Source organism: Bacillus sp. CGMCC 1.60114 (assembly GCF_042676365.1).
GTDB classification, from domain to species: Bacteria; Bacillota; Bacilli; order Bacillales; family Bacillaceae_G; genus Bacillus_A; species Bacillus_A rhizoplanae_A.
The window spans coordinates 1-25,336 of the sequence record NZ_JBHTHG010000035.1; the positions used below are offsets into that span (position 1 = coordinate 1).

The 25,336-nt window shown below is 35.3% G+C and carries 20 protein-coding genes and 6 pseudogenes; 7 read left to right on the plus strand and 19 right to left on the minus strand.

Annotated elements, in window-relative coordinates; all coding sequences use genetic code 11:
* A pseudogene (locus tag ACFQZ1_RS09810) lies at positions 1-204 on the minus strand (IS6 family transposase); the annotation flags it as partial.
* A gap of 167 nt (positions 205-371) precedes the next feature.
* Between ACFQZ1_RS09810 and ACFQZ1_RS09815 the strand changes: the two are divergent.
* Together ACFQZ1_RS09815 and ACFQZ1_RS09820 are read left to right on the plus strand one after the other, a co-directional pair.
* On the plus strand, positions 372-1,214 hold the full coding sequence (locus ACFQZ1_RS09815) for a 3D domain-containing protein (protein WP_377881945.1): 843 nt from the start codon (positions 372-374) through the stop codon (positions 1,212-1,214).
* A 179-nt stretch (positions 1,215-1,393) separates the two neighbouring features.
* Positions 1,394-1,880: pseudogene (locus ACFQZ1_RS09820) on the plus strand (IS6 family transposase).
* A 524-nt stretch (positions 1,881-2,404) separates the two neighbouring features.
* Here ACFQZ1_RS09820 and cas3 read toward each other — a convergent pair.
* The 6 genes from cas3 to ACFQZ1_RS09850 form a co-directional block, all read right to left on the minus strand.
* Positions 2,405-4,600, minus strand: coding sequence for a CRISPR-associated helicase Cas3' (gene cas3, locus ACFQZ1_RS09825; RefSeq protein ID WP_377881947.1), 2,196 nt, complete (start codon positions 4,598-4,600; stop codon positions 2,405-2,407).
* A gap of 32 nt (positions 4,601-4,632) precedes the next feature.
* Positions 4,633-5,304 carry a type I-B CRISPR-associated protein Cas5b gene (gene cas5b / locus ACFQZ1_RS09830; protein WP_377881949.1) on the minus strand — a complete coding sequence of 224 codons (672 nt, stop codon included), beginning with the start codon at positions 5,302-5,304 and terminating at the stop codon, positions 4,633-4,635.
* A complete protein-coding gene (cas7i, locus tag ACFQZ1_RS09835) occupies positions 5,294-6,211 on the minus strand; it encodes a type I-B CRISPR-associated protein Cas7/Cst2/DevR (RefSeq protein WP_377881951.1) in 918 nt (305 codons plus the stop codon). The genes cas5b and cas7i overlap by 11 nt, the downstream gene beginning before the upstream one ends.
* Positions 6,211-7,902 (minus strand): type I-B CRISPR-associated protein Cas8b1/Cst1, encoded by a 1,692-nt coding sequence (cas8a1, locus tag ACFQZ1_RS09840; protein ID WP_377881953.1) that lies wholly within the window; start codon positions 7,900-7,902, stop codon positions 6,211-6,213. Before cas8a1 ends, cas7i begins: the two co-directional genes overlap by 1 nt.
* Positions 7,899-8,618: a CRISPR-associated endoribonuclease Cas6 gene (cas6, locus tag ACFQZ1_RS09845; RefSeq protein WP_377881955.1), complete on the minus strand. Its 720-nt coding sequence runs from the start codon at positions 8,616-8,618 to the stop codon at positions 7,899-7,901. Before cas6 ends, cas8a1 begins: the two co-directional genes overlap by 4 nt.
* Before the next feature lie 1,242 nt (positions 8,619-9,860).
* Positions 9,861-10,370: a MepB family protein gene (locus ACFQZ1_RS09850; protein WP_377881956.1), complete on the minus strand. Its 510-nt coding sequence runs from the start codon at positions 10,368-10,370 to the stop codon at positions 9,861-9,863.
* A 317-nt stretch (positions 10,371-10,687) separates the two neighbouring features.
* Here ACFQZ1_RS09850 and ACFQZ1_RS09855 point away from each other — a divergent pair.
* A pseudogene (locus ACFQZ1_RS09855) lies at positions 10,688-10,870 on the plus strand (DDE-type integrase/transposase/recombinase); the annotation flags it as partial.
* Positions 10,871-11,117: 247 nt separating this feature from the next.
* On the opposite strand, the pseudogene ACFQZ1_RS09860 reads toward ACFQZ1_RS09855, so the two are convergent.
* The 9 genes and pseudogenes from ACFQZ1_RS09860 to ACFQZ1_RS09900 all read right to left on the minus strand — a co-directional run.
* A pseudogene (locus tag ACFQZ1_RS09860) lies at positions 11,118-11,186 on the minus strand (IS6 family transposase); the annotation flags it as partial.
* A 223-nt stretch (positions 11,187-11,409) separates the two neighbouring features.
* Positions 11,410-12,972 (minus strand): alpha/beta hydrolase, encoded by a 1,563-nt coding sequence (locus tag ACFQZ1_RS09865; RefSeq protein WP_377881957.1) that lies wholly within the window; start codon positions 12,970-12,972, stop codon positions 11,410-11,412.
* 722 nt (positions 12,973-13,694) lie between these two features.
* Positions 13,695-13,943 (minus strand): hypothetical protein, encoded by a 249-nt coding sequence (locus ACFQZ1_RS09870; protein WP_377881983.1) that lies wholly within the window; start codon positions 13,941-13,943, stop codon positions 13,695-13,697.
* A gap of 693 nt (positions 13,944-14,636) precedes the next feature.
* The gene (locus ACFQZ1_RS09875) at positions 14,637-15,632 is read right to left on the minus strand and encodes an ornithine cyclodeaminase family protein (protein WP_377881959.1); all 996 of its coding nucleotides are present in this window, start codon (positions 15,630-15,632) and stop codon (positions 14,637-14,639) included.
* Between the two features lie 7 nt (positions 15,633-15,639).
* Positions 15,640-16,770, minus strand: a complete 1,131-nt coding sequence (locus ACFQZ1_RS09880) for an aminotransferase class I/II-fold pyridoxal phosphate-dependent enzyme (protein ID WP_377881961.1) — start codon at positions 16,768-16,770, stop codon at positions 15,640-15,642.
* Between the two features lie 251 nt (positions 16,771-17,021).
* On the minus strand, positions 17,022-17,183 hold the full coding sequence (locus tag ACFQZ1_RS09885) for a hypothetical protein (protein WP_377881963.1): 162 nt from the start codon (positions 17,181-17,183) through the stop codon (positions 17,022-17,024).
* Between the two features lie 90 nt (positions 17,184-17,273).
* A complete protein-coding gene (locus ACFQZ1_RS09890) occupies positions 17,274-18,113 on the minus strand; it encodes a DUF1129 domain-containing protein (protein ID WP_377881966.1) in 840 nt (279 codons plus the stop codon).
* Positions 18,094-18,444, minus strand: coding sequence for a PadR family transcriptional regulator (locus tag ACFQZ1_RS09895; RefSeq protein ID WP_377881968.1), 351 nt, complete (start codon positions 18,442-18,444; stop codon positions 18,094-18,096). The genes ACFQZ1_RS09890 and ACFQZ1_RS09895 overlap by 20 nt, the downstream gene beginning before the upstream one ends.
* A gap of 288 nt (positions 18,445-18,732) precedes the next feature.
* Positions 18,733-19,614 carry an Rpn family recombination-promoting nuclease/putative transposase gene (locus tag ACFQZ1_RS09900; protein WP_377881969.1) on the minus strand — a complete coding sequence of 294 codons (882 nt, stop codon included), beginning with the start codon at positions 19,612-19,614 and terminating at the stop codon, positions 18,733-18,735.
* 209 nt (positions 19,615-19,823) lie between these two features.
* Between ACFQZ1_RS09900 and ACFQZ1_RS09905 the strand changes: the two are divergent.
* The 3 genes and pseudogenes from ACFQZ1_RS09905 to ACFQZ1_RS09915 form a co-directional block, all read left to right on the plus strand.
* Positions 19,824-20,019 (plus strand): annotated as a pseudogene (locus tag ACFQZ1_RS09905) (DDE-type integrase/transposase/recombinase); the annotation flags it as partial.
* A gap of 142 nt (positions 20,020-20,161) precedes the next feature.
* The gene (locus ACFQZ1_RS09910; protein WP_377881972.1) at positions 20,162-20,461 is read left to right on the plus strand and encodes a hypothetical protein; all 300 of its coding nucleotides are present in this window, start codon (positions 20,162-20,164) and stop codon (positions 20,459-20,461) included.
* Between the two features lie 123 nt (positions 20,462-20,584).
* Positions 20,585-20,914, plus strand: a complete 330-nt coding sequence (locus ACFQZ1_RS09915) for a DeoR family transcriptional regulator (RefSeq protein WP_377881975.1) — start codon at positions 20,585-20,587, stop codon at positions 20,912-20,914.
* A 341-nt stretch (positions 20,915-21,255) separates the two neighbouring features.
* Here ACFQZ1_RS09915 and ACFQZ1_RS09920 read toward each other — a convergent pair.
* Positions 21,256-21,429 (minus strand): annotated as a pseudogene (locus tag ACFQZ1_RS09920) (Tn3 family transposase); the annotation flags it as partial.
* Positions 21,430-21,585: 156 nt separating this feature from the next.
* On the minus strand, positions 21,586-21,894 hold the full coding sequence (locus tag ACFQZ1_RS09925) for a cupin domain-containing protein (protein ID WP_377881977.1): 309 nt from the start codon (positions 21,892-21,894) through the stop codon (positions 21,586-21,588).
* Positions 21,895-21,984: 90 nt separating this feature from the next.
* On the opposite strand from ACFQZ1_RS09925, the gene ACFQZ1_RS09930 reads away from it, so the two are divergent.
* Complete coding sequence (locus ACFQZ1_RS09930; RefSeq protein ID WP_377881979.1) at positions 21,985-22,857, plus strand: LysR family transcriptional regulator; 873 nt, start codon at positions 21,985-21,987, stop codon at positions 22,855-22,857.
* Between the two features lie 685 nt (positions 22,858-23,542).
* Here ACFQZ1_RS09930 and ACFQZ1_RS09935 read toward each other — a convergent pair.
* Positions 23,543-24,850 carry a condensation domain-containing protein gene (locus ACFQZ1_RS09935; RefSeq protein ID WP_377881981.1) on the minus strand — a complete coding sequence of 436 codons (1,308 nt, stop codon included), beginning with the start codon at positions 24,848-24,850 and terminating at the stop codon, positions 23,543-23,545.
* Positions 24,851-25,336 lie beyond the last annotated feature (486 nt).

Sequence of the window (25,336 nt, forward strand, 5' to 3'; positions counted from 1 at the left end):
ATACGGACGAATGCGTTTATCAAGTTCTGGTCCATATTGATGAACCCAGCGCATAATCGTAGTATGTGCTACGCATATTCCACGCTCTTCCATCATCTCTACGAAATCACGAAGACTCGGACTGTACCGGAGGTACCAGCGTACTACATGTAAGATAATTTCGGGTTCGTAATGTTTCCACTTAAATTCTGTTGGCTTTTTCATACGGATACACATCCTTATAGATTGATACTATCAGTATGTCCAAGCTTCTTAGATTTTTTGCACCAGAGCCTAATAATCTATTAAATTACAATTTTTTTATTTTTTCTAGTTTGTTGTGATATATTTTATTAGGAGGTTTATAATTTACTATGAAAAGTGGGGGCATTATGAGAAGGCTAGCTTTAAGTATTATTTTAGGAATAGGTTTCATCTTAGTTCTACCTTTATCTAGTTTTGCCGCTTCACAATCGTCAAATACACAGGCGAATTTTTTACTGAATGGCTGGATTCAATTTAATTCGAATTGGTACTATTATGAAAATGGAACTGTAAAAAAAGGTTGGTTGCAGGACAATGGAAATTGGTACTATTTGGATAAAAATTATGGTTATATGAAAACGGGTTGGTTACAAGATAATAGAAATTGGTACTATTTGGATAAAAATTACGGTTATATGAAAACGGGTTGGTTACAAGATAATAGAAATTGGTACTATTTGGATAAAAATTACGGTTATATGAAAACGGGTTGGCAAATTATTAATGGACGTTGGTATAATCTAAATTCAAACACAGGTAGCCTTATTCAATTGGAAGGCTGGAGTGAAATTAACGGTAAGTGGGTCTATTACATACCTGGCGATTACGGATTGGCAACAAATGAATCTAAACTCATTGATGTAAATGGCAATCCTGTAAATTGCCATTTTGATGCGAATGGCTACTGGTTTTCATTTAATGCAAATGTAACTGCTTATAGTGCTGAAGAAGGTACTGGAAATGCAAATGATGGAACCGTGATTACCGGGGATCCAGGTCAGAAAATGCTTGCAGTTGATCCTGCACTAATTCCATTACATACAACGCTATTTATTCCTGGTTACGGAACAGCTGTAGCTCGTGATACTGGAAGGGATATTAAAGGCAATCGTATTGATGTCCTTTTTTCCACTACAGCAGAAGCAAATTATTGGGGACGTCGGAATTTAATAGTTGAAATAAAATATTAAAATAGTAATCTCAAAGTTTTGACTTTCTTTTTTAGGATTAATCCTAAAAAAGGGATGACTCAAATTTGATAAGCATGGTGTCCCACCCGATTCTGGTGCAAAAACTTCAGGGTAATTGCAAGTAATCTCTAAGTCTTGGACATACTAATACTATTACTCTAAAAGGGTGTGTGATCGGTATGGAAAAGAAAAATTTGTTTAAATGGAAACACTATCAGCCTGATATTATCTTATTAACGGTAAGATGGTACCTACGGTACAATCTAAGTTTTCGTGATTTGGTGGAAATGATGGCAGAACGGGGCATAATCGTTGCTCATACAACGATTATGCGTTGGGTGCATCAGTATGGTCCTGAATTAGACAAAAGAGTCCGTCGTCATCTCAAACAAACCAATGACTCTTGGAGGGTCGATGAAATATATATCAAAGTAAACAGTCAATGTATGTACCTGTATCGTGCTGTCGATTTGAAAGGAAGTACCATCGATTTATTAAAAAGCGAGTTCGTTCGATGTTAGGATTGAATCCTTTCGCACAGCTACATACATTATTTCTGGAATAGAAGCTATGCATATGGTAAAAAAAGGGCAACTTGTTTTACTGGATAAGTCTGTCCAAAATCAAGTGAATTTCATCCATCAACTATTTGGAATTGCTGCTTAAGACTGGATTCCACTAGGAAACTTTTTGCCTCTTTATATCTTTCCTAAGTATTTGCACCAGAATCCTTTATATCCCATATCGTTTAAATAAAACTGCAACAGTCCCTTTTTCGGTTCATCGGTTTGGCAATTTACATCCCGTATAGTTCAGATAAAACTAAAGGCATTAAGTTCGTTGTGTTCGGAATGATGAACTTTATATCCCACGTAGTTCAGATAAAACTCTGTTCCAGTTCCATACGTGTTTCCACCTATATGACTTTATATCCCACTACGTTTAAATAAAACTAATTTTGAGCTCCTTCACTATCATTACTGTTATTCTTTATATCCCACTACGTTCAGATAAAGCCCCTATTTATATATAGGTGATAAGCCTTATTATATCAATGTTTTAACATATGTATCAATCAGCATTTTGCAGCAAACCATCGATCGTGTTTTTATATTTTCTCTAAAAATACTCAAAGACCTTGTCATATCAACTTTTTTGTATTTTTGGAAAAAACGAGGTTCACTGCAAAATTACGGAAGTACAATTCCTGTTCCTGTTATCTTTTCTTTATCAAAATCATACTCACAATTTAAAATGTGAATGTATTGAAGTCCAGGAATATCAATTTCCTTAGTTTCCATTCCATTTCGTTGAACCTGTTTCCTAGAAATGGAGGTCGTAAGCTTTTCGATTTGCATTCGTAATAATTTTCGCTGCTTCGGATCTTTTTCCTGTTTAAATGTAGTAAATAGCACGCAATTCTCTGCATATACAGAACAGGGAATAAATTGATAATTATCAATATCACGCAACAACCTTTGTGCTTCTGAATTTCCCATATCGTTTAGCGGAAGTTTGTCTAGTATCTTTAAAGCTTGATAGAATTCGTCTAAGTATTTTTTGCTTAGGTTTTCAGTTTTATATAATGTTTCGACAAGCTCCATTTTTGTTTTTTCATGTAGTTCTTGTCCATTAAAGGGTTCTAAAAGTTTTAAACCGTTATGAACAATATCCTCATCATAAACGGTCCCTATCCCTTCTGCTTCTGTATATACAAAAACATTAGGTTCTGTACTCTCATACTCTCTTCCGCGATAACAACGACCTAAACGCTGAAATAAGCTATCTAATGTAGAGATTTCAGTAAATAACAAATCAAAATCAATATCTAATGAAGCTTCTACAAGCTGTGTAGCAATCCAAATGCCACTCTGTTTTTCTCGATTTTTATCATTTGGTGCGAATTTCTTAATTTCTTCTTCTAAAACGGCACGGTCCTTTTGAATAAACTGCGTGTGCAACAATCTTACATTTTCATTATTTAACAGTCCATATATACGTTTTGCCTCTTTTACGGTATTAGCAATAATTAATACACATTTATTCCGTCCAGCTTCACGAATATGTTCTAAATCCTCATCGATCTTTATTCTACGTATGGATATCCTGTGCCGAATTAAGTCATTGTAGAACTCACCTTTTACGAAATCACTCACTTTTATTTTCCCCCGTTTTTCCATTGTTTCCATAAAGACAGTAGGAAGTGTAGCGGTCATAATCATAAATTTGCCGCCTATCTGGTGAATCATTTCCAATGCTTTGAGTATAACAGCTAAGATTTTAGGAGAGTAACCCTGTATTTCATCTAAAACTATCTTAGAATACGCCATTGTAGCCAAGTATTTCTCATACCCTCGAAATAAAAATGAAAACTTCAAGATTTGATCAATTGTACTAAATGTTAATTTTTTACTCAATAAACGAGACTGTTCATAGATAAGTTCATTGGTTTCGTAATCGTCGTTTAATGTCTGTAGAAAATCCACGCTACCGCTGTGAAGCAATCCAGCAATCGCTTGCCCCTCTTCATCTACATATCCCATTCCATTCGTTATACGCTCATATAAGGCATTTAAACTTACGCGAATAGGAAGTGTAATAAAACCTTTAGCTTCATCAATCCAAAATAAAGCAGCTTCTGTTTTTCCCATACCAGTTTGTGCTACAGCCACAATATTTTTGTTTTTATTCTCGTAAGAAAAGAGCTGTAAATCGCGTGGTTTATGACCATTCTTCTTTAGGAATACATCGACATAAGTGCCAACCCCTTTGTCTGCATGATATTCTACAAGTTCTCCTGCAGAAGCCGCATGATCTACACGGTTTAAAAGTCCTTTTACAAGTACAAGAAGAGGATATTCTTTATCCTTTTTCTTAATCGGTTTCCAACCTACAGTCGTAGTATCAAGAACTTTATTAACAGAACAGCACAATTCTTGCTCCAAACGGTCCATTTTTCCTTTTAAATCTGGTAAAACTACATTTAGTATTTGTGCATCAAACGTTACGTTCCGTACATGATGATGTGCAATTGCCTCTTTCACAACCCGTTCTGTACTTTGGGAATAGTGTAATTTTAAGAATGGGACACAAAGTAAGGAAATAAAAGCATGCGGAACATTAGGATATTTCTTTTCAATTTCTTCTTTTGTTAAAGGAGATAATCCCATATTGAGTTTAATAAATTGTTGAAATCCCTCATAAATCTTTCCTGCATCGTGGTATTGTGCAGCTACTTGTGAAAGTTGCCAAATCTCCTCTGACAAGAGCGTTCCAAACGAATATTTTAGTAAAGATAAATTCTCTAATACCCGTCCCGTGTGTTCTTGTAATGTTTCAAATTCTCCTGTTTGCTGATCCCACTTTGCGTAAATGAAATCTTCCATGTCTTTTCCTCCTGAAAAAAATCCATGCCTACTTATAAGGCATGGAAAAATACAATATGGCCATCTTCGTCTTCCATATATTGAGGTGAATTCAACCCTTCTCCTTTACGGAAGAATTGTGTTTGAACCGTCTCCCAAGTACGAATTCCTTGTTTTACTTGATATACCGTGTTTAAACGATATGAAATTCCTTTAAAATTCATATAATCAAGGCGGTCAACAATACAATGACGTGGTACATAGATATCATTTTTGAGTGTAATGATTTCTTTTGTATGTCTTTCATTCAACATTACCAATTTCACGTCTTCAATAACTGCTAAATCTTCGCGTCGCCCCAAATTTGGTGCCTCGTTGATAGTTTCTAATGCTGTTTGTAATTGCTCTAATATAGAGTGCTCTGCACGTACATGAAAAATAAGAGAGATTTCTTTTAACATATGTACATGCATAGGCATGGTCGTAACTTCTTTTGACTTATAAAAATGATGTGTTTGCAAATCAAACAGCTTTCCTTCGTGAGTACCTTGGATGCTGATTTGCATTGGAATTAATTCATTTGCACCTAATACATAGTGAAGAAACCCCTTCACCGTACTATACGGTGGAAGAGGATAGGTTTCCTTTGCTTTTTGTGCCATCGGTTTCTTGTAACAAGCAGTTTGTTGGTACAACTTTACTCGTAACGCTGTATTAGCCGACATAATAATTCTCCACTTGTTGTAATAGATAATCTAGCATACCTTGAATTGTATGGGTTGAGTCGCTTGAAACAAGATTTCGTAACTCCCCTTCATTCACGAAAACACCAGATAACAGACCAACATGCGTTTGTTCTTGTACAGTCCGTCCCATACTGCGACGTTCTAAAATTTCTTGTAGCATAATAGAATTTAAACGGTATTCACGTTTTGTCGGAACTAATTGTGTCCGTCCTAAGAAATATGGTTGATTAATAGCATACAGGCCTCCAATTACAAATAAAGGGGATAAGTCTTCTTGTCGCCCGCGGATATTACGATTTAAGGAAAATACAATTTCTAAGAATTCCTTGATACGTCTTGCCTTTTCTTCACGTGGTAATTCAATTTCTCCATCTACACCAATTTTATCTAAATCAATAGTAATGGTATAAGAATATAAACTTGTATGCCGCTCAAGTGTTGCGATATTTGGGTTTTCTTTGATGCGTGAAGCATGTCCTAAATTTGTTAAAAATTCTAAGTCTCCCCTGTACGGCTCAAGAGAAACAGCATGAGACAAACGAACGCTAGCTGGGCGTTTATTCCCCATGTCACCTTTTACAGTTTTCATGTAACCAAATAAATCCATTTCTTCTGACTCTTGAATGGTAACACTAGGAGAATATTGAACTACGCTTTTACTTTTTCCTTCCCCTTCACCTTTATCACGGCCAACTGTATCTAAGTTCCACCCATAACGCTCGGACCCTAAACGAACCATATCGTATCGAATAGCTTGCCGTGAAGCAAATGTATGAACATCTCCATTTCCACGATTAAATTTCTTTAATTCGGAGATATTACCGATTCCTTCTCCATAATTTAATGAATCTCCTTGAAATAAAATCGTTAGCGTTAATCCAGCCATTAGTTTGTTTCCCCCACTTCTTTTTTATATGGTTTGTCATTTAATCCGGATAATAAAGCACTTGCAATACCTTCAAATTCATTACTATGTTCCCTTGTAACATCCACATACATAGAAGTGTTCTTTTCCACTAATAAGAAGGTACGAAATAATGTTTCAAAGAATTGCTGACGGTTATTGGTAGTTAAAGCATTTAACAAACGGTAAGTAATGCCTGGAATCTTATTCTCCATTCTACGGTCAGTAAGTCTTCTTCGTACTTCGCGTCCATCCATTAGTGCATACTGGATTCTATTTTGCATGGATTCATATTGTGCTTCTCGTGTTTCATTAGACATGCCATAACACTCCTTTATTCTATTTAAATGAAACTTAGCCAAGGTAGCTGCATACGTATCATAGCTGGAATAATTGTTATCTACGTTTTCCCTCAATTGGTTAGTGATATCACGAAAAAAATGCTCTCCATTTAATAATTTACGTAGGATTACGTTCCGAAACGGTGGATATTTAATATGATCGAGCTCTTTTCCTCCACGCTCTTGAAGGTATTGAATGGCATGTTCTGATAAAAAATTCTGTGTAAGGGTCGTCTTTTTTCCACTATTTTGGAATTCAACAATTAGCATATTTTTAGAAATCCAATTTGCTTTATCTTGGGCTTCTTTTAATGTGTCGTATAAAAATACTTCAAAAGGATTGTTTTGTTTTTTATTGGTGACAAATAAATCATTTACTTCTACTAGTGCATCAAAATCTTCATCAGTTTGAATAAATGAATAGATTTCCCCGTCTTTATAAAGTCCGAAAACAGAACAAAACATGATTAACCGATACAGGTTGGATATAGGAAACGTTTTTTGATTATTCCACGTGTAATTCGTTGCATTTGCTATACTGACTGCATTCGGAAGAAATACCGCCTCCGTGTAATCTGTAAAAGCAAATTGCCCCTCGATAACAGGACAATACAGTAATTCATCCTTCTTTAGTTTCGTAATTGTTTGTTTCGCTAGCTTTTTAAAATTTTCATCATCAGATTGTTGTATCACTTTGTTTAAGCTTTCTATTGCTTCGTTAGTGCTGTTAGAAGAATGAAGAACAGCAAGAACCTCTTGTTCTAGTAAAATAGGTTGAACGAAGTCTCTTGCAAGGAACTCTTCATGTTCTGAACGATTCAGAGTACTACGTGATCTTTGTAAAAAACTTGTTTGACCATGCAGTTCTCCTAAACGAAACCGAATTATATTTAATGTTAGCACTTCATTTACTTGATCTTGTTTTAATAACTCCAGGTAATCTTTTGTGATTGTCTTTAATTCTTCAATGGTTGATACATCTTTTTTTCTGCCAAACAATTCTTTTAAAGATCCGCTTTCAACCGGCAAACGCTTATTTAACTTATTTTCTGTACCTTTAATATCAGCAAAAATAAAGTCTTTAAAACGTTTAAAGTTGGATGTTGCGTATGTTAGATAAGCATTCATCCTATTTTCTTTTTCAATTGCAACAGAAAACATATCAAAAGCATAATCGAAAAACCATTTCGGAAAATCGTGAAGCACTATTGGGTCAAAGTCTATATATGTCTCTTCGATTTCAAATAAATCTGTTTTAGCATGCTCTAAAATACGATAAAACCCCAAAATACCAGTGTTCGTAGCCCAATCCTCTAAATATAACCGAATCATTGGTACTCCACGGAGACGCAACCGTATCCTTGTGACTTTTTGAAGGATGTGCCGATTTGACGAAGGATTTCTAAGTCTTCTTGGTTTCCTTTTAACAAGAATGTACCTTTATAAGCTTCAAAGTGCTGGTAATTTGAGATATTTTCAAATCTTTCTTTTACAACTTGTTTTGTTAAATTCATAGGTATGAATTGTAAAGGCTTTTTCAAGCCTTCTCCATGATAATTACGTAAAGTCATATCACAAATATAATTGAAACTCTCTTCATAACCTTCTTCTGTTGGAGCAAGAGGTTTCCCATCTCGGTCTTTAATAAAAATAGGAGAAAGGGTGCGGAACACTACCATATCACTTTTCACTTTGACTTCCGGTAGTATAGATATGCTCTTCTTCTGTAGTTTGTATCCTTTGTACTGAAAATCTTTAATCTCATTTAAACCATCTACTAAGTAGGAAATGAATTCGGGATCAGGTGAACTAATAATCCAATCCAAGCCGTTCTGTAGGAGGAATTCATCATTTTCTAAAACATAGTCTTTAAGATAAACGGAAAACGTAAAATTCTTGCTTTTTTTATTCGGTTTATTCTCAAAGATATATAGGTTCTCTGCATATACTGCGTTTGATGTTTTTAGGGCTTCTTTGATAAAACTCACAAACATAAAACGATACGAGAGAGGAATCACTTTGCAAGTAAAGCCTACTTTCAACCTCATCATTTTCCCCCTTAATCTTTAATATGGGATTATTATAATGTATTCAAAAATTAAGATTCAATAAATTTGTAGAAATAAATGGAAAAAATCTTTCTGTGCAAAGAAAGATTTTTTCTTGATCCTATATAGTAAAGATAAAAATCATGCGGTACTTCCGTAAATTTGCAGTGAACCTCGTTTTTACCAAAAATACAAAAAAGTTGATACGACAAGGTCTTTCAGTATTTTTAGAGAAAATACAAAAACAAGATCGATGGTTCGCTACAAAATGCTGATTGATACATATGTTAAAACATTGATATAATAAGGCTTATCACCTGTATATAAATAGGGGCTTTATCTGAACGTAGTGGGATATAAAGGTATAACGGATGGAAAAGCATTCCCCACGGGGAAATATTTTATCTGAACGTAGTGGGATATAAAGTTTCTTTTATAACAAAAGTAAGGGGGAAAGGTTTGAGTTTTATTTGAACGTAGTGGGATATAAAGACTATCTTTATCCGCTTGCGTAACATGCTTTACTGGGGTTTTATCTGAACATAGTGGGATATAAAGTTGATTAAACTGACTCATCTCATAGTGTAGGAGCAGAGTTTCATTTGAACGTAGTGGGATATAAAGCTTGTAGAAAAACGTGCGGCTGAATTTGGCATGACCGTTTTATCTGAACTATTTGGGTTATAAAGAAAAATCACGATTCCATGCAACCAATAGATAAATTAGCGTTTTATTTGAACTATGTGGGATATAAAGAATATTACTCCGTTTGTTGCAAGTTGTGCTGACACAGTTTTATCTGAACGCAGTGGGATATAAAGAACCATCAATCCATTAGAGAAATCCATGAGCGATTTAAGGTTTATTTGAACGTAATGGGATATAAAGCAACAAGAGCAAAAACCACATCAAGAGTAAAACAAAAGGAACTTGTAGCAATCACTACAAGTTCCTTTTAAACTAATGTTAATAAGACAAATTATTATTTTATTGTAGCTTTGCAATAAAGTTTGATTAAAAAATGTGTTTTAATCCTTATTTTAAAGTAAATATAAAAACTTCATTTTGAAAAAAGATTGATCAAAATGGAGTCTCTCTTTTTAACTAAGTATGAAATTTTTATAAAAAATTTTGATTATTTTAATATTCCTTATTCCACTAACGCACCTGTTTACGGGAATGGAATATTTTGTTTTAAATTATCGAACTTTATTTTAAAACCACATTTAGGGCTATCCAATTTTAATTAGAGTATAGCTTTAATAGTTCTTGTATTGGTAAACTATTTGTATTGTTCATCCCAACAAAATATTCTAATTGCCATTTCTGTGTTTCGATAGCTTGTTTGCTAGTGGGATTTTCCCAACTAGGGTAAACTCTAATTGCCATTTTTCCTTTTGTAGTGGCTGTTTTAAGGATATTTTGTTTTACAAGTACTTCTTTTGGAAAAACGAATTGTCCAAAATTATTATTTCTAGTAAAAGTATTGATAACCAATAAATCAGTAGCTTTTTCATATGAAAAGGCTTGGTTTTTATTATCTCCATCTTTTTCCCAAAAAGCAACAAACTGTCCTATCTTGGTAGGTGTTATTTTTGCGACTCTAAATCTAATCGATTTTGAATTTAGCTGAAATATACCAGCCCCATAATCTGAATTTTGAGCTTCTTCTTGGACAGCTTTTATGGTTAAGTGATTGGGTTCATAAAACATTTCATTTACATATATTAACGCATTATAAAATTCATTCACTGCTTTGCATCTCCTATTTTTTATACTACTAATTCCAACGCCTTTCAAATCAATATTATCTTAATTTGAACGCAATGCCCAAATAAAGCTATTAAACTAACCGTTTGTGGAAGAAGGAAAACTGAAATAATAACGCTTCGGTTCGACCTTTTTATAAACGGTATAACTTTTTTCAAAACAGTACATCTTTTTTACAAACGGTACAACTTTATTTCAAATCTACACGAATGCTATTCTTCCGTACCTATTTTCAATAAAGGTTTTAAAAATGATGCCAATCTCCCATATACTTCAGATAAAACAAGACTACGAATTACAAAGCTGCCTATGCCTTCATGAAAAGATTAGTAAAACATTTTGGAGAACCAACGGTTCTCACTACAGATAAAGCACCGGTATTACTTTGTGCATTTAACAAATTAAGAAAACAAGGATCTTATCAAACTACAATCCATTGTACAATCAAACATTTAAACAATCTTATTGAACAGGATTATAGGTATTGAAACCATACATGCCCTATATAAACAAAGGCGAAGTCTTCAAAGAGAATCCGCCTTTTCAACGTACAATGAACTTCAACAATTACTAGCTACTTCCTAAACATTGTTCTTCATTTACCAACCTGTTCATACTTTTTTCAAATTTTGCAACAGAACCTTATTTTGCCACCAATATATGAAGTAACGGATACAGGCCGTGTTAAAATAAAGGCCAGCATATCTTTGGCTTTATTCGTTTGAATGACCATCTTACCATTAATAAAATAATGTCAGGTTGATAATGTTTCCACTTAAACAAATTTTTCGTTTCCATACCAATCACACCCCTCTTTTAGAGTCATAGTATCAGCATGTGCAAGATTTAGAGATTACTTGCAATTACCTTGAAATTTTTGCACCAGAACCATGTACCTAGAAGTCTATAAAAAACCCCAAGAATTTGGAGTTTTCTGATGGATAACTTCTTCCTTCAACAACGTAAGAACATGGTCGCTCAGCGACCATGTTCTTAGATTCTATCAACTTATTACATTGGTTTACTTCGGATTGGATTGGATCCAATCAGCTATATCGTTGATCACATATTCTGGGATGTTCGTTGGAATAAAATATTCTTCAGGTCTGCTCATCGTACCCTCGCCCTCCGTAAAGAAATGGTTGAGCTTAGGGTAAAGCCGATAATTTACATTATTTCGATTCGCAAGCTGTTCTTTCCAAATGGGAATTTCAAAATTTGATACTACTTGATAATCACGTTGCCCCTGGATGATAAGAAGTGGATCCGTTTGTTCCTTCGCCATTTCTGCAGCCTTGATTTTACGGATGGAATTCCAGAACACCGCCTGTCCCAGCTGGAATCCTACAGGAGGATTTTCACCGGAGAAATTAGGATCATTTAGAAGCTCAAACTGTCCTTTCATAAACGTATGTAACTCAGGTGTCAATTGTCCGATGGAAAGGAGATAATCGAATTGGTCCATGACAACATCCTGAATAGTGCGGGCAGGGCCACCCATGACAATTGCGCCGGCAATGTTTTGCCTCTCGTCTTTATTGAGCATTTGAGGAACCATCATGCCTCCTTGGCTATGACCGAGAATGTAGATTCGGCTATTATCTATTTTCTTTTCGCTTTGTAGAAAGCGTACCGCAAGCAGAGCATCATCAGTCGTTTCTTTATCAACGGTATGATTGAGATCTGTCATCGTTTTTACAGAATGCTCGAACGTCCGTTTATTATAGCGAAGAACAGCAATTCCTTTGGAAGCGAGGCCTTGTGCCAAATCACGGAAGGGCTTCAAAGCATAGGCTGTTTCATCTTTGTCACTAGCGCCTGATCCTTGGACAAGAACGACTGTCGGAAAAGGTCCCTTTCCTTTAGGGACAGACAGTGTTCCAGGCAACGCGAAGGGGCCTTCTCCTATCACAATTTCCTTTTCAGTAAATGAGTTGGGATGACTGTATGAAGGTTCTCCTGCAACCGTAAGACTCAGTTGGATGTTTACTAAAAAATCATCTACTTTTCCTGATGGATCAAGCCTGACCATTATTGGAACGGTTGCTTTTTCAAAAATGAGCCCAATTTCCACATTTGTATGAACTGGATTTGATTTCTTTAGTTCCACTGCCCCGAAACCAATGAAAGAACCGGCATTTAATTGCAGTGGAAGTGTGTTCCAATAAGCTTCTATCCACTGTTCAGATATTCCTTTCTGTAAAGCGCTCGAAGTTGATTGGAGGGCACTTTGATAATTACCCATTTGCATATCCTGTACAAACTTAAAGGCCGTCAATACAGATCGATTCTTCCGTTTTGCAATTTCTGTAAGGGGATCCTTTATGCCCTGGTTTGAGCTGTTTGTCATTTCCGTCGCAGCGGCAAGCTTGCGGTCCAGGGAAGTTCCGCACCGATTGATGAGCAAGTCAGGAGAGTGAAGCGTTCTCACTGCATCGGTCTTTTTTATCTCATCCAATTGCTGACAAACTAAATCATCTGATTGAGAATTTGCTTCTTTCCCAAATGCACTAGCGGGAATACTTAATATACATATTAGCCATACAAGCAGTAGTTTCTTTCCAACTTGATTTTTCAACCTCATATTTTTCAATTTTCTCCTTTGTTATCATATTTCTAAAAATCTATGATGAGTTTAGAAACGTTCGATGCAAAAGCAGCCTTCTCAAACCTGAAAACGGTTAATCTAAGATATTGGATAGAAGATTTTCACTCCTTTAAGTGATTTTTCCTCATTTCATCTCTCCTTCCGTAAAAAAAGAACCATATTTTTACATTCTATAATAACTCCTCTTAATCCTTTGTGAGAGATAGGAAATGGTATTAATGCCTTATTTCCTTTTCTCTTTTGGATTCAATCTGGAAACGCTGATCCGACCCTAATTTTGCCCGCTTCTTTTAGACAAATGCTAAATTGTTAAAAGTCCTTATTTTAATTCCGGGCATTGCCGCCAGGAATTAAAATAAAAGCCAGAGAATGAATGTATTACCCTGTTTAATTTTGTGGAGCACCCTACATCCATCAACTTAAGAAAAGTAAACACCCCAAAAACAAAAAAAGAGCTGACTTCTCCAAATAACTAACTGTAGAAAAAGGAAATTTTCATTTTGGGGGTACTTCAAAATATTAGCTTGATAGCGATGGGGTCACCATATCATTTCGGGAAAATTGTACGTTTAGACACAAATTGACCGATTCCTTGTACGTTAAGAAATCAGTTATTGATTTTAAATTCCTAGTAATTAAAATGATATTTAAAAATAAAAAGAGCCATTGTAAAATTGGCTCTTTTTTCTATCCTTATTTTATTCTTTATTAGTTGCAACAGTTACCCAAACTTTATAAATAAAAGAGTCTTTTATAGCTTCCTTTTCTGTATGGACTATGAAATGAGGAGTTGAGGCTAAGAAAAACGAAAGAGCATAGGCTATCTTATAATCAGGAGTTATATACCCATCAATTGTTTTCCCATATATTTCATTTGCAATAGAATCTGCCCATACTTCTGATTCTCTAAGAGTTTTAAAGGTTATATCTTCAACTTTCCACCTAATTAATTTACTTGACATCTAATGTATCTATAAGCTCCTTTCGTAGGATCTGAATTTTTAGTTACTAACCTTAAGATTAACTATATCACCTTTTTTCAGGGTATAACTGCCGCCCATATAGCTATAATTTTTTAAACTCCCATGAAAGTTATATGCAACAGACTGTGTATGAGGTTGGTAAGGAGGATTTATTGGTCGTTCATTTACTGATGCAGTAGGCATGGAAACCGTTACAGTTGGACCCAGTGTTGCTTTAGCTGTAGAAGTTAAATTAAATCCCCACATTTTTTATTTTGTTTCAATGTGTATATTTATTTACCAAAAAATAACTTTACCCTTTAATTTTTCATAAAATATAAAGGCAATACAAATCAATCATAAAATCTGTTATAACATTAGATTCTCCAATGAATTTATCAGACTGTATTTTCTTTTTCTGTGTACAGTAAATTGTATGTTTCTGCATAACCCATGAATTTTCACAACGTCAATCCAGCTCATTTGCAAAAGCGTTCATGAACCGTGTACAAGAAACATCGTTAAGTTAATACGGTAGTGTCTGTTATTGAACTACCCCCACCTACCGCTTCGCGCTTGAGGTGGGGGTCTTCTCGCCAGATATGATAAAATATCGAAATCATAAACACGAAAAACAGTCGGACCCAAGAGGATAACCGACTGTTTTTCGTGTCCTGGTTATATGAATGGAAACTGGATCCCAATACCAGCTTCTGTTGCTTTCTTATAGATCATGCAAGCCGTGATGCTATCTTGAATAGACATCCCCGTAGAATCGAATAGGGTTATCTCATCGTGATTCACTCTCCCTGCTTTCCTGCTCAATAGGATCTCACCAATTTCCGCATGAATATCTGACTGCTGGATCAAATTGGATTTAATCGGGTTCTGGGTTTCACCACGTTTCATACATTCATCCAAATGGTCAACCACTACTTTTGCACAAGCAAAAATTCTTGCTTCAATCTCCTGCTTCCCTTCCATATCCGCCCCTATCGCGATGATATGTGTGCCTGGTCGAATCCATTCATTTCTGACAATCGGCTCTTTGCTAGGAGTTGTCGTCACAACCACATCGACGTTTTTTACGGCTTCTTCCGGCGTATCGCAAGCAAGCACAGTAATCCCCAGTAATTCTTCCATTTCCTGCTTATAGTGTCCCATTTGTTCTTCTGACCGGCTCCATACCTTGACCAGCTCGATAGGAAGTACTTCTTTTAGCGCTATCACTTGCATTCTAGCTTGCTCCCCCGAACCTATCACCCCAACGATTCGAGAATCAAGTCTAGCTAACACTTGTGCGGAAATTCCTCCAGCAGCACCCGTCCGATACCTAGTGATATAGGTCCCATCCATGATACAGAGCGGAAATCCATTCCTTGCGTCATACAGGGTTATGAAGGCAAGTCCTGTAGGCAATTGGTATCGTTTCGGATTATCCCAGAAGCCCACCGCAGCCTTTATACAAATCACTTCATCCTTACAAGAATAACTTGCTTTGATATCTACCTCTCCATTGTGATCAGGTATATCAATCGACATGATGGGTGGCTGTGTTACCTTGTTTTGATTATATGCCATATAGCTTTGTCTGACAGATTCCAACGCATCCTTCATCGTAAGCAGGCTCTTAACGTCCGATTTGCTCAAGAGCAACGTTTTCATCATGTTCATCGTGTGATTATCCTTTCGCCAACGAAATGTTCTCAATCAAGTATTCTTCAAACTTTGCTAAACAATCAGGAAAATTCTTTCTTCCATATCCCATCCTGATATAGCTTTCCTGATAATCATAGATACTTGCCGGCAATAGAAGGACACCTTTCTTTGCAATCAAATCTTCGCAAAAGTGTTCGACAGGCTTCTCAATCTTGATTTTATGAAAAGCAATCGGCCCCGATTTCGGCTTATTATTAGTAAATAGGTGCGCATACATTGCAAAAAAGCGGTCAGCAATTGCCAGATTCCCCTCAATTATTTTAAGATTCCGTTGCAAAATCTTGTCACTGTTACGCAACGCAACCATCGCCAAAAACTCACCCGGGGCACTGCTGCAGATGGACGTATAATGTTTAAAACGAACCATCTTGTCATAGATCTCCTTATTTTGTGTACCAATCCAACCAATTCGTAGGCCCGACAGTCCATATGCCTTAGACATTACACCTAGAGAAACTGCATTCTCATAGATATCAGCAAACCATGGCAAACGGTTACCATCAAACTCAAGACCTTTATATACTTCATCACAAAATACATAGATATCATTCTCTCTGGCAATTTCAGCAATGGCTGTCATTTCATCCAAACTAAGCGAATATCCAGTGGGATTGTTGGGAGTATTAATCGCGATTAGTTTCGTATTCGGTTTAATTAATCGTTTCAACTCATCTAGATCAAATGTCCATTCATCTTCCCCTTGTCTTAATTCCCATTTCGAAACTTCACAACCGATAGCGGGGGCAACATCATAAAGGGATTGGTAGACAGGAAATTGACAAACTACATGTTCTCCTGGTTCAAGGAGAACATTCATATAATTGAAAATGGCTTCTTGGGCGCCTGCGTGTACCAATATACCGTCAGTAGTTACGTTTGCGTACAACTTGGCGATTTCTTCACGCAGCTCAGGGTTTCCCGGAACCTCTGTATACCCCAGCCAGCTCTTTTTAAATTTTTCCTCTGCATCACTTTCAAAATTCAACAAGTCTTCAATCGTCATGGACTCACAATCGGATTGAGTTAACAGATACGGTGCGGTAAATTCATGTTTGTTGAAGTAAACCTCTAATTTAAAATCATTTAACTTCATACCTTCCACCATCCTCGCATTTGTTTATCTTATTTAACCCAAGGGTTGGTGTTATTATAAAACAGTAATCATCTTCCGTCCCCATCCAAATGAATTGATTTGAAACCACCCAATTTCTATAATGTGAACAAGAAGAACCTCGATGGGAGGTAAACGAATGACAGATCTCCAATTGAAGCCGAATCCCTCGCCTTCAATTCCCTTGTATAAACAGCAACTTGTTTTAAAGATACAGATACACATTCTCTTCCTTACAAATTTAAGAACCATAACCTTGCCGCAAATAAAAAGAACCATAGCCTTGCCGCAAATAAAAAGAACCATAGCCTTGCCGTTTCGGCAAAGTTATGGTTCATATCACAGATAATTAAGTTTCCTGCCTCGCCCGTATATCGGCTTTGTAGTACGATCATCCATATTCCTGAGGCAATGGCAATAATGGTTGAGAAAAGCGCATAGCGGATGCCCAATACTAAAAGCGGCCGTTCATTCATTTGTCTTTATTAATTTTCATTTTCCATTTTTCGAAATAGTAACCATTCGACTAGTACAAAGAGCGCAATAGGCAACATAATGCCAAGAACTACAAAAGTTTGGTTTTTACCATCTTGGAAAAGTTCTTTTGTTTGTGGAATCCTTAATAATAAACCGAAGATTCCTAAAGTGATAACGAAAGTAAGACCTCCAAAGAATTCTTGTTTCTTTTTGAATATAACATATACGATAGACACGATTAAAATAACAAGAATAGCAATCCAATCAAATGGGGCACCAATTTTTACAATTCCCTGTTTTGGTGTATAAAGCCCAATAAGGACAAACACACCAAATGGAATCATTGCCATTATCCATACTACGAAGAATTTAACTAACCTTGGTAATTGTATTTTCATATAAATACTCAGATGTAACAATTTAAAAACACCATAAATTAATGTAAATGAGAATATCCCATTCAACAACATACTAAATACATTTACTTGTAATGATGGGGCCGTAAAACTACCGGCAATGAAGTAAAATGTACTGATTAAAAATATCCAACCACTTATTTTCAAAATCGATTTCCATGAAGGTTTATCAAATTGCTTTGTCAGTTGATCGACGATTTCTTTCGGATTTTTACCGAAATACTCTTCCGCCGATTCACCGTGCTTTTGCGCCTCTAAAATATCTTGTAATATCGTCATTAAATGTCGTTCTGTTTCTAATTCTTCATAGAAAAAACCAAATGTTCGCATATACAGTAAAATATCTTCATAGTACACTTTATTTTCTGGTGACAGCTGTTTTCTAAGCTTGTTATTTTGCTCCACTAATTGTTTAGCGGTAGTATTTTTCATCCGATTCACTCTCCACTTTTTTCAAAATTCGATTCACTTTTACAGTCATTGAACTCCATTGTTCTTCAAAACCCTCTAGTTGTTCTCCTCCTTCATGTGTAATAAAGAGGTATTTCCTATTCGGCCCATCAGGTGAAGCGAGCTCCTTACTTTTAATTAATCCTTGCTTTTCTAACTTTTGTAGTAGAGGATAAATTGTTCCACCTACTATTGTTGTAAACCCATAATTACGCATTATTTGTACAAGTTCATAACCGTATACTTGTTGTTGTTTAATAATAGATAGCACACAACCTTCAAGCACACCTTTTAATAATTGCGTCTCCTTCATTTACTCACCTCACTAGTGTGTAAAACATAATAGTTAAATAAACCGCACTATACAACAACTAGTTTGTAAAGCATACTAGTTAAATATACTGTATCATACAACAACTAGTTTGTAAAACATATTAGTTGTTGTATGTGAGTCCTCGCAATTCATCCGTAAAAGTATACTTTTACGGATGAATCAAGGGGTCACTTATCACTAGATACATGAAAGCTAAAAATATATCTAACGGTGTACCTGCTGAAACAAAAAAGAATCCGTAACGGATTCTCCTTTTTATACAATTATTTAACCTTGTAAGAATTGTTGTATGTCAGCTACTCGTAATCCTGTAAATTTTGCAATATCTTCTAATGGCATTCCATTCTTATGCATTCCTCGAATTAATTGCATTTTTCCTTCTTCAATGCCTTCTTTTCTTCCTTTTTGCTCCGCATGAGCCAACTTAGCTTGCTCATCTAATAACAATTTTTCTCGTGCTTCATATGCACGACGGAACGAGGAATCATGGCTCATATTCTCCCATTTATTCATTGCCTTTTGTAAGATTGGGTCTTGATTCATCGCAATCTCCTCCAATGTTTGAGTTAAATGTTCATCTTCATGTGCTGGTAATAATAACATCCAACGAACAAACGTATTTTCCCAAGGATTAATTTTCTCTTCTCTCCACTGTTTCACAAGTTTTGGGATCTCTACGAAATGTATTTCGATATCTTCACTTAAAACTTGTTGTTTTTGCGTATTCCACAATTGTCCTGTCGTATGGAACTCTTCATATGTGGAAAATAATACATAGTCTAATAAGTTGATGGTAATCGTTTTTCGAAGGGAATGATACGGCATTCCTTCTTGCATTTGTGAGGTATATAATTTGCTCCAATAATATAGAGATCGCTTAATCATATCATGTGTATTTCTCAATTGAATCTCGATGTTCACTTGCGTTCCGTTATCTAATGTAGCTAACAAATCTAAAATAGATAATTTATCGTCTTCATAAGCTTTGTGTAAATGTGGATCATCTATTTGCAAAGATGTAATCGGGGCACTTAAAAATGACTCTAATATCGCATTCAAGAATCCAATTAGAATGTCCTCATTTCCTTTGGTACCAAATAACTGTTTGAATGCAAAATCGATCCGTAAATTTACTAATTGATGGGACATGGGTTTTCTCTCCCTGCCTAGTATGTTCTTTTTTCTTTATTGTACAAGATATAGCGAGATAGATGCAAATGACGAAAGCAACGATTCGTTCTATCCATCTCAGTTATGTCTCTTTTTGTTTTCTATAGTATGACGGTTCATTACTTCAATTAAAATATCTGCTATAAGTTTTACATTCTCAAAGATGATTTCATTTTTCGTATACGGATCGATGGGTTCATGAATATGGCAATCTTATCTATCAAATTTAGAAAGTGAAAAATAAATCTGCACGCTTATCCTGGCATTTAGATGAGACTTATATCAAAGTTAAGGGAAAATGGTGTTATCTCTATCGTGCAATTGATAAAGATGGACATACGTAAAAAACGAGATGATCAGGCTGCCTATGCCTTCATGCAAAGATGAGTAAAACATTTTGGAGAACCAATGGTTCTCACTATTAAACTTATTTAGAATTAATACCAGTATGAATTTTCTCAATACCTAGATATATTTATAAAATTTATACTTTAGTAAACTATGTTTTTAAAAGGAGTTGATATTAATGCACATTAAGAAGTTAGAATTAATAGCAGATGTGTTACCTGGTCATCCATTTAGTACTGAAAATATGCCAGAGGGAACAAGGCATCTACAATGGGAAATTGGAGCTATTGGAGATTTAGAAGCGATTAGCTTTGACGTTATTGAAGATATATCTGGTGGAATAGATTACATTATTTTCAAACATGTTTTACATAAGAATCGAACAAAGGTGGTGAGAAAAAAAAGTCTATATATTGAAAATGTAAAAAATGCACCATCTAAAGTTAAAATACAAGTTTATGCAATAATTTACGAATAAACAGATTATGAATATCCAATAAATTACATTTTCTCAATACCCATTTTTTTCTATTAGTTATATATTTTAGTTAGGTTACAGTAGTAACCTAACTAAAATATATTAAGTAAAGGGGACTGTAATATGGAAACAAAAGCACAACAATTAGTTGCAACGGTATTATCTCAACCAAAACCTTTAGATGGACAAAAAAACCGTTCAAGTGGGAACTTTAGTACTGAGAGCCTTCCTTCAGGTACACAATATTTAAAGTGGGAAATTGAGGGTGGAGGAAATCCAGATTTTGTTAGCTTTAATGTTATGAAAGATGTATCTGCTGGTGTAGATCCCGTTGTTTTTCACGATGTATTAAGCGGTAATAGAACAAGTGTAGTATCAGCAAGATCATTGTATATTGCGAATCCTAAAAATGCATCTGAACCATTTACTGTAAGTGTATACGCCATTTTTTAATGCAAAAGGAAAGGGACTCTTTATCAGTCCTTTTCCTTTTTATTTATCGCAAGTTAGTTGTTTTTAACTGAAAAATCACTGATAGGGGTTACCATACATGTATATCTCCCGAAAAAAGGGAATAAGAAAAAAGCGACCTTTCTAAACAATCTAAGAAAGGTTTTTTTTCTTAGATTGTTTAGAAAGAATAACGTTTTTTTGTACTTAGGGGTAGTGAAAATTCTTAAGTTGATGGGCATGGGGTCACCATATCAAAAAAGAAAATTGTACGTTTAGACACAATTTGGACACGAATTAGCCAATACCTTGTACGTTAAGGACCCGGCTAATTACTTACTTTACTACTTTTTTATATAATTTTTCTCCCATAATGGTCTTAAATTATTAAAATTTGTTTTTTCATTTAAGTTCCAAACATAATCACCTGTCAACGTAATATGTTCCCAGCCAAGTGGAGGTATATGTTGTAAATATTCTTCTGGAATGTCCACACCTTTTGCACGTAATGCATCTACTAATTAACGGCTTGCTGGGCACACAACATAAAAAAACCGCTCCTTTTCGAGCGGTTTCCTCTTAGAATGAAGGTTATCCATTCTATGTGGCAATGTTTGCATGAAAACAATAAAAATTAATAATTTCCTACACAAAAAAACAGAAACAGAAAAACACTATCCAGCATTACGTTCCATTACAAAAACCAAACAACCCTTTTCAGACCATGGTTCATGTTCTGTATTAGGTCCATAACAGAGATAAGAACCTGCTCCATACTCAACATCATTGCTGATAAGAGCTCCATCTAATACGAATAATTCCTCGGTATCCTTATGCGTATGTTGAGGGAATTTTGCCCCCGGTGCAAATCGCACGACATAACGCAGTTCACCATTCTCATCTCGTAATGGAATTTGTTCTATACCATCCATAACAAATTTCCACTCACTGTTTGTGATATCAACGGAAAATAAATCTTTCATGTTATCATCTCCTTCTATACAAATAGTAATTTACGATGATATATTGGTCAATATGAACAAAAATGAACTATTCTTCAGGAGGAATGAATCATGGAAATTCGTTTGTTACAGACATTTCAAGCTGTTGTCCAATGTGGTAGTCAGATAAAAGCAGCAAATCTGCTGCAATACGCACAATCGACCATCACCCTACACATCAATCAATTAGAAGAAAAACTCGGCATCGAACTGTTTGAGCGTAAAGGAAAACAAATGGTGCTAACCGAAGTCGGAAGACTTGTGAAAGAACAGGCAGATATTTTATTAAATCAAGTGGATGTAATCACCGAAACCGCAAAAGAATTTTCAATCGGTCAGAAAGGACTTATTCGGATTGGAGTCATTGATTCCATTGGCAAAACAAATTTGATTTCCGTACTAACAAAGTTTATGAAAGAACATCCACAAATTTGTCTTTCCATCGAAAGTGGCGTAACCCAACAATTTAGTCAACGGATTATCGCTAACGAACTTGATATTGCCTTATGTCCCCCTCCATCACCAGAATTAAATCTTGAATTTTATCCGCTATATGAAGAAAAGCTTTGTTTGATACTGCCAATCGACCATCCATTATCTACACAAGAAAAAATTCACATGTGTGATTTGGAAGATGAAAATTTTATTTTAACTGGACAATTGTGTGATTATCGGCGAAAAATAGAGCATGTTTTTCTTCATCATGGCTTTCATTTACACTCTAATTACGATGCAGCAAACATGGAGATGGTTTTAAATCTTGTATTACAAGGGTTTGGTATTGCTATGCTACCTAGCAATTTCGTTGCCAATCCACATCAATACGCTATTCGTGACATCGATGATATTTCATTCGCTTTACCTGTTGGATTAATCCGCAAAAAAAATATAGCCCTCAGCCCTGCTACAGAAAAATTGGTAGCTAACATATTTTCATCCTGCTAAACAAGTACAAAAACCTGCTAATGTTTGTCAAGTAGGGGTTTATGTAGTAACGGAACAGAAACGGCAATAGGAATCCAAACCCCTTAAAGTTTTACCAATATAAGTCTAATTCATCACAATAAGGGGTATCGCCACTTGGATGGGAGCATATTACGTTGACAGATGATTATGTGTGGAATTTAAACCTAAAAACAAATTTTAATAATTTGCGACCATTACGGAAAAAAAACTCAGTAAAAGAGAAGTAAAAGTAATAACCGGTTCCTTAACGTACAAGGTACCGGTTAATTTGCCTCCAAATTGTGTCTAGACGTACAATTTTCTTTTTTTGATATGGTGCCCACATGCCCATCAAGTTAAGAAATCCATTCTTCCCCAAAACGATAAAAATGAACTTCATTGCTATAAAAGACTCTAATTTTTCGTTTTGGGACATTATAAAATTTTAACTTGATGGTGATGGGGTGGGACCCCCACTACGATTTTCCATAAATATAAAACATAAAGATAGGTGCGATCAGAGAAGATTTAACAAAAATAGTTTATGAAGTAAGCGAAGATAAATTTTTATCGGGAGTAAGACCTGTCTGGTAAATATAGAGTTTATAAAAGAGATTAGCCGTACATTAGACGAGCCCCTAAAATACAATTCCGATAGAAATTTTTGCGCTATATTCTCTTTTATTTATGATAGTTGATTAACAACACTTTCTAAAAATTTGCCTACCTTTTCTTTTGATGTATCCGGTGCATGATAACCAATCGTAAATGTAAGTCTTCTATTATAAAAGCTTGCACCCATTGAAAAGAATGGTGCATACATAATGGGTGATGTCATATACCCGTCCTCAGCTTTAACTTCACCAAACTGAATAGGTTTATCAGCGATCACCCCGAAATTTGTCAGTAATGGCAACGCCATCCCCATCTGTAAAGCCTGTTCGTATTGCTGATTATACATTTCCTTCACCGTAGATAGCTTCATACCTGCCAGTAGCTCCATTCCTGCTGCTGAAGAAAGACCTGGATTTTGAGACTTTATTTTATCCATTGATTGTTTAACTCGAACAAGAGTCTGATTAAATGATTCATCATCTTCCATTTTAATCACTGGCATTTCCATACCGGATAAGTTGCAAATAGCACCAGTTGTATAATTAGGCAGATATCGACGTAAATCAATTGTCAAACCGATCATTTTTTCTGCGGTGCGAGGTTCTGCATACACAGTGAAATGTGATAAAGCTCGGAAGTATGCAGTCATGATTACATCATTCAAGGTAGCCTGTTGTGCTTTTGTCCATTGGGTTAGACGTAGAGTTTGCTCATGGCTCAACCGCCGTACGGACATTTGGGGGGATTTATTTTTGTTGGGTTGAGATGGAAAAGACCATAACGATGCCTGTTGTTCTTGGTTAGGACGATACGCACTTTTTACGTCCGATATTCCAGCATATTTGAATACATGTGATTGATCTCGAAAACTCTCATTTCCCTCACCAAATTCCTTTATAATTTGATCCTTAGATCGTCCCAAGGAAAGGTGAGTATAAATTGCTCCAAGCAAATTAATATATTCCTTGACTCCTGTACCATCTGAACATAGATGAGATAATTTCACAACTAACATATCTGTTGTAGTACCTCGTAATAATTTTGTTTGAACCATAGGCCCCTGAATACGATCACCAGGTTCCTTAATAAAATCTATTGCCATTTTTTCAAGTTCTTGATTATTTCCTTCTGCAAAAAGGCAAATAGGTGAGTTAGTGCCAGATGAATGTTCCTCCCAGTAAGGAATATCATTTTCTACAAACCGGCTGTTCAAAACTGGCTGCAATTGTAACGTTATCCTTACTGATTGTTCAAGTATTTTCTTTGATATACCTACAGGAAAATAAAGAACTGCATTAATTTGTTGATCTGCAGAATAAAGACCTAATAAATAATTCATTCGATCTTGAGGTGTTACTGAATACTTTCTTTGTTCCATAATTTTGTCCCCCTTTTAGGACTTTTTTTGTATAACCTTATTCTCCATATGATTGTAACTTTTCTAGTCATTTTTCTTTAAGAGCTAATAATGCTTATTTTTTGAATTTTTTCACGAAAGCATCTTTTCCGTACTGGTTCCATTCTTTTTGCAGCTCTTTGTAGATGATATACCCATTATTTTATTGTTATTAATATTTCCCAGCTCTTTCGATAAAATCAAACGTAAATCAATTTAGTTTACATATATACAAACACATTACAATTATGTCTGGAAATTATCAATAAAACAAATGAATCATTTTTATGTCTGTTAATAAAAAACAATAATACAATACGTTCAAGGGTTACTTCATAATAAAAGGTTGATGGGCATGTGTCTGTACCCCACATCCATCAACTTAAGATTCACTTTTGTATAAAAATTAAGGTTTTCTAAGTAGTTTTTCATTGCCTTTATATATGTTTTAAAAGTACGCATACCAAA

Excerpts from the sequence above, each read along its gene's own strand:
- ACFQZ1_RS09910 (WP_377881972.1), top strand. The coding sequence starts at position 20,162 with ATGCACATTAAGAAGTTAGAATTAATAGCAGATGTGTTACCTGGTCAT.
- cas5b (WP_377881949.1), bottom strand. The coding sequence starts at position 5,304 with ATGTCGGCTAATACAGCGTTACGAGTAAAGTTGTACCAACAAACTGCT.
- ACFQZ1_RS09925 (WP_377881977.1), bottom strand. The coding sequence starts at position 21,894 with ATGAAAGATTTATTTTCCGTTGATATCACAAACAGTGAGTGGAAATTT.
- ACFQZ1_RS09900 (WP_377881969.1), bottom strand. The coding sequence starts at position 19,614 with ATGTCCCATCAATTAGTAAATTTACGGATCGATTTTGCATTCAAACAG.
- ACFQZ1_RS09915 (WP_377881975.1), top strand. The coding sequence starts at position 20,585 with ATGGAAACAAAAGCACAACAATTAGTTGCAACGGTATTATCTCAACCA.
- ACFQZ1_RS09815 (WP_377881945.1), top strand. The coding sequence starts at position 372 with ATGAGAAGGCTAGCTTTAAGTATTATTTTAGGAATAGGTTTCATCTTA.
- ACFQZ1_RS09890 (WP_377881966.1), bottom strand. The coding sequence starts at position 18,113 with ATGAAAAATACTACCGCTAAACAATTAGTGGAGCAAAATAACAAGCTT.
- ACFQZ1_RS09895 (WP_377881968.1), bottom strand. The coding sequence starts at position 18,444 with ATGAAGGAGACGCAATTATTAAAAGGTGTGCTTGAAGGTTGTGTGCTA.
- ACFQZ1_RS09880 (WP_377881961.1), bottom strand. The coding sequence starts at position 16,770 with ATGAAGTTAAATGATTTTAAATTAGAGGTTTACTTCAACAAACATGAA.
- ACFQZ1_RS09885 (WP_377881963.1), bottom strand. The coding sequence starts at position 17,183 with ATGATCGTACTACAAAGCCGATATACGGGCGAGGCAGGAAACTTAATT.
- ACFQZ1_RS09930 (WP_377881979.1), top strand. The coding sequence starts at position 21,985 with ATGGAAATTCGTTTGTTACAGACATTTCAAGCTGTTGTCCAATGTGGT.
- ACFQZ1_RS09865 (WP_377881957.1), bottom strand. The coding sequence starts at position 12,972 with ATGAGGTTGAAAAATCAAGTTGGAAAGAAACTACTGCTTGTATGGCTA.
- ACFQZ1_RS09875 (WP_377881959.1), bottom strand. The coding sequence starts at position 15,632 with ATGAACATGATGAAAACGTTGCTCTTGAGCAAATCGGACGTTAAGAGC.
- ACFQZ1_RS09935 (WP_377881981.1), bottom strand. The coding sequence starts at position 24,850 with ATGGAACAAAGAAAGTATTCAGTAACACCTCAAGATCGAATGAATTAT.
- cas8a1 (WP_377881953.1), bottom strand. The coding sequence starts at position 7,902 with ATGATTCGGTTATATTTAGAGGATTGGGCTACGAACACTGGTATTTTG.
- cas6 (WP_377881955.1), bottom strand. The coding sequence starts at position 8,618 with ATGAGGTTGAAAGTAGGCTTTACTTGCAAAGTGATTCCTCTCTCGTAT.
- cas7i (WP_377881951.1), bottom strand. The coding sequence starts at position 6,211 with ATGGCTGGATTAACGCTAACGATTTTATTTCAAGGAGATTCATTAAAT.
- cas3 (WP_377881947.1), bottom strand. The coding sequence starts at position 4,600 with ATGGAAGATTTCATTTACGCAAAGTGGGATCAGCAAACAGGAGAATTT.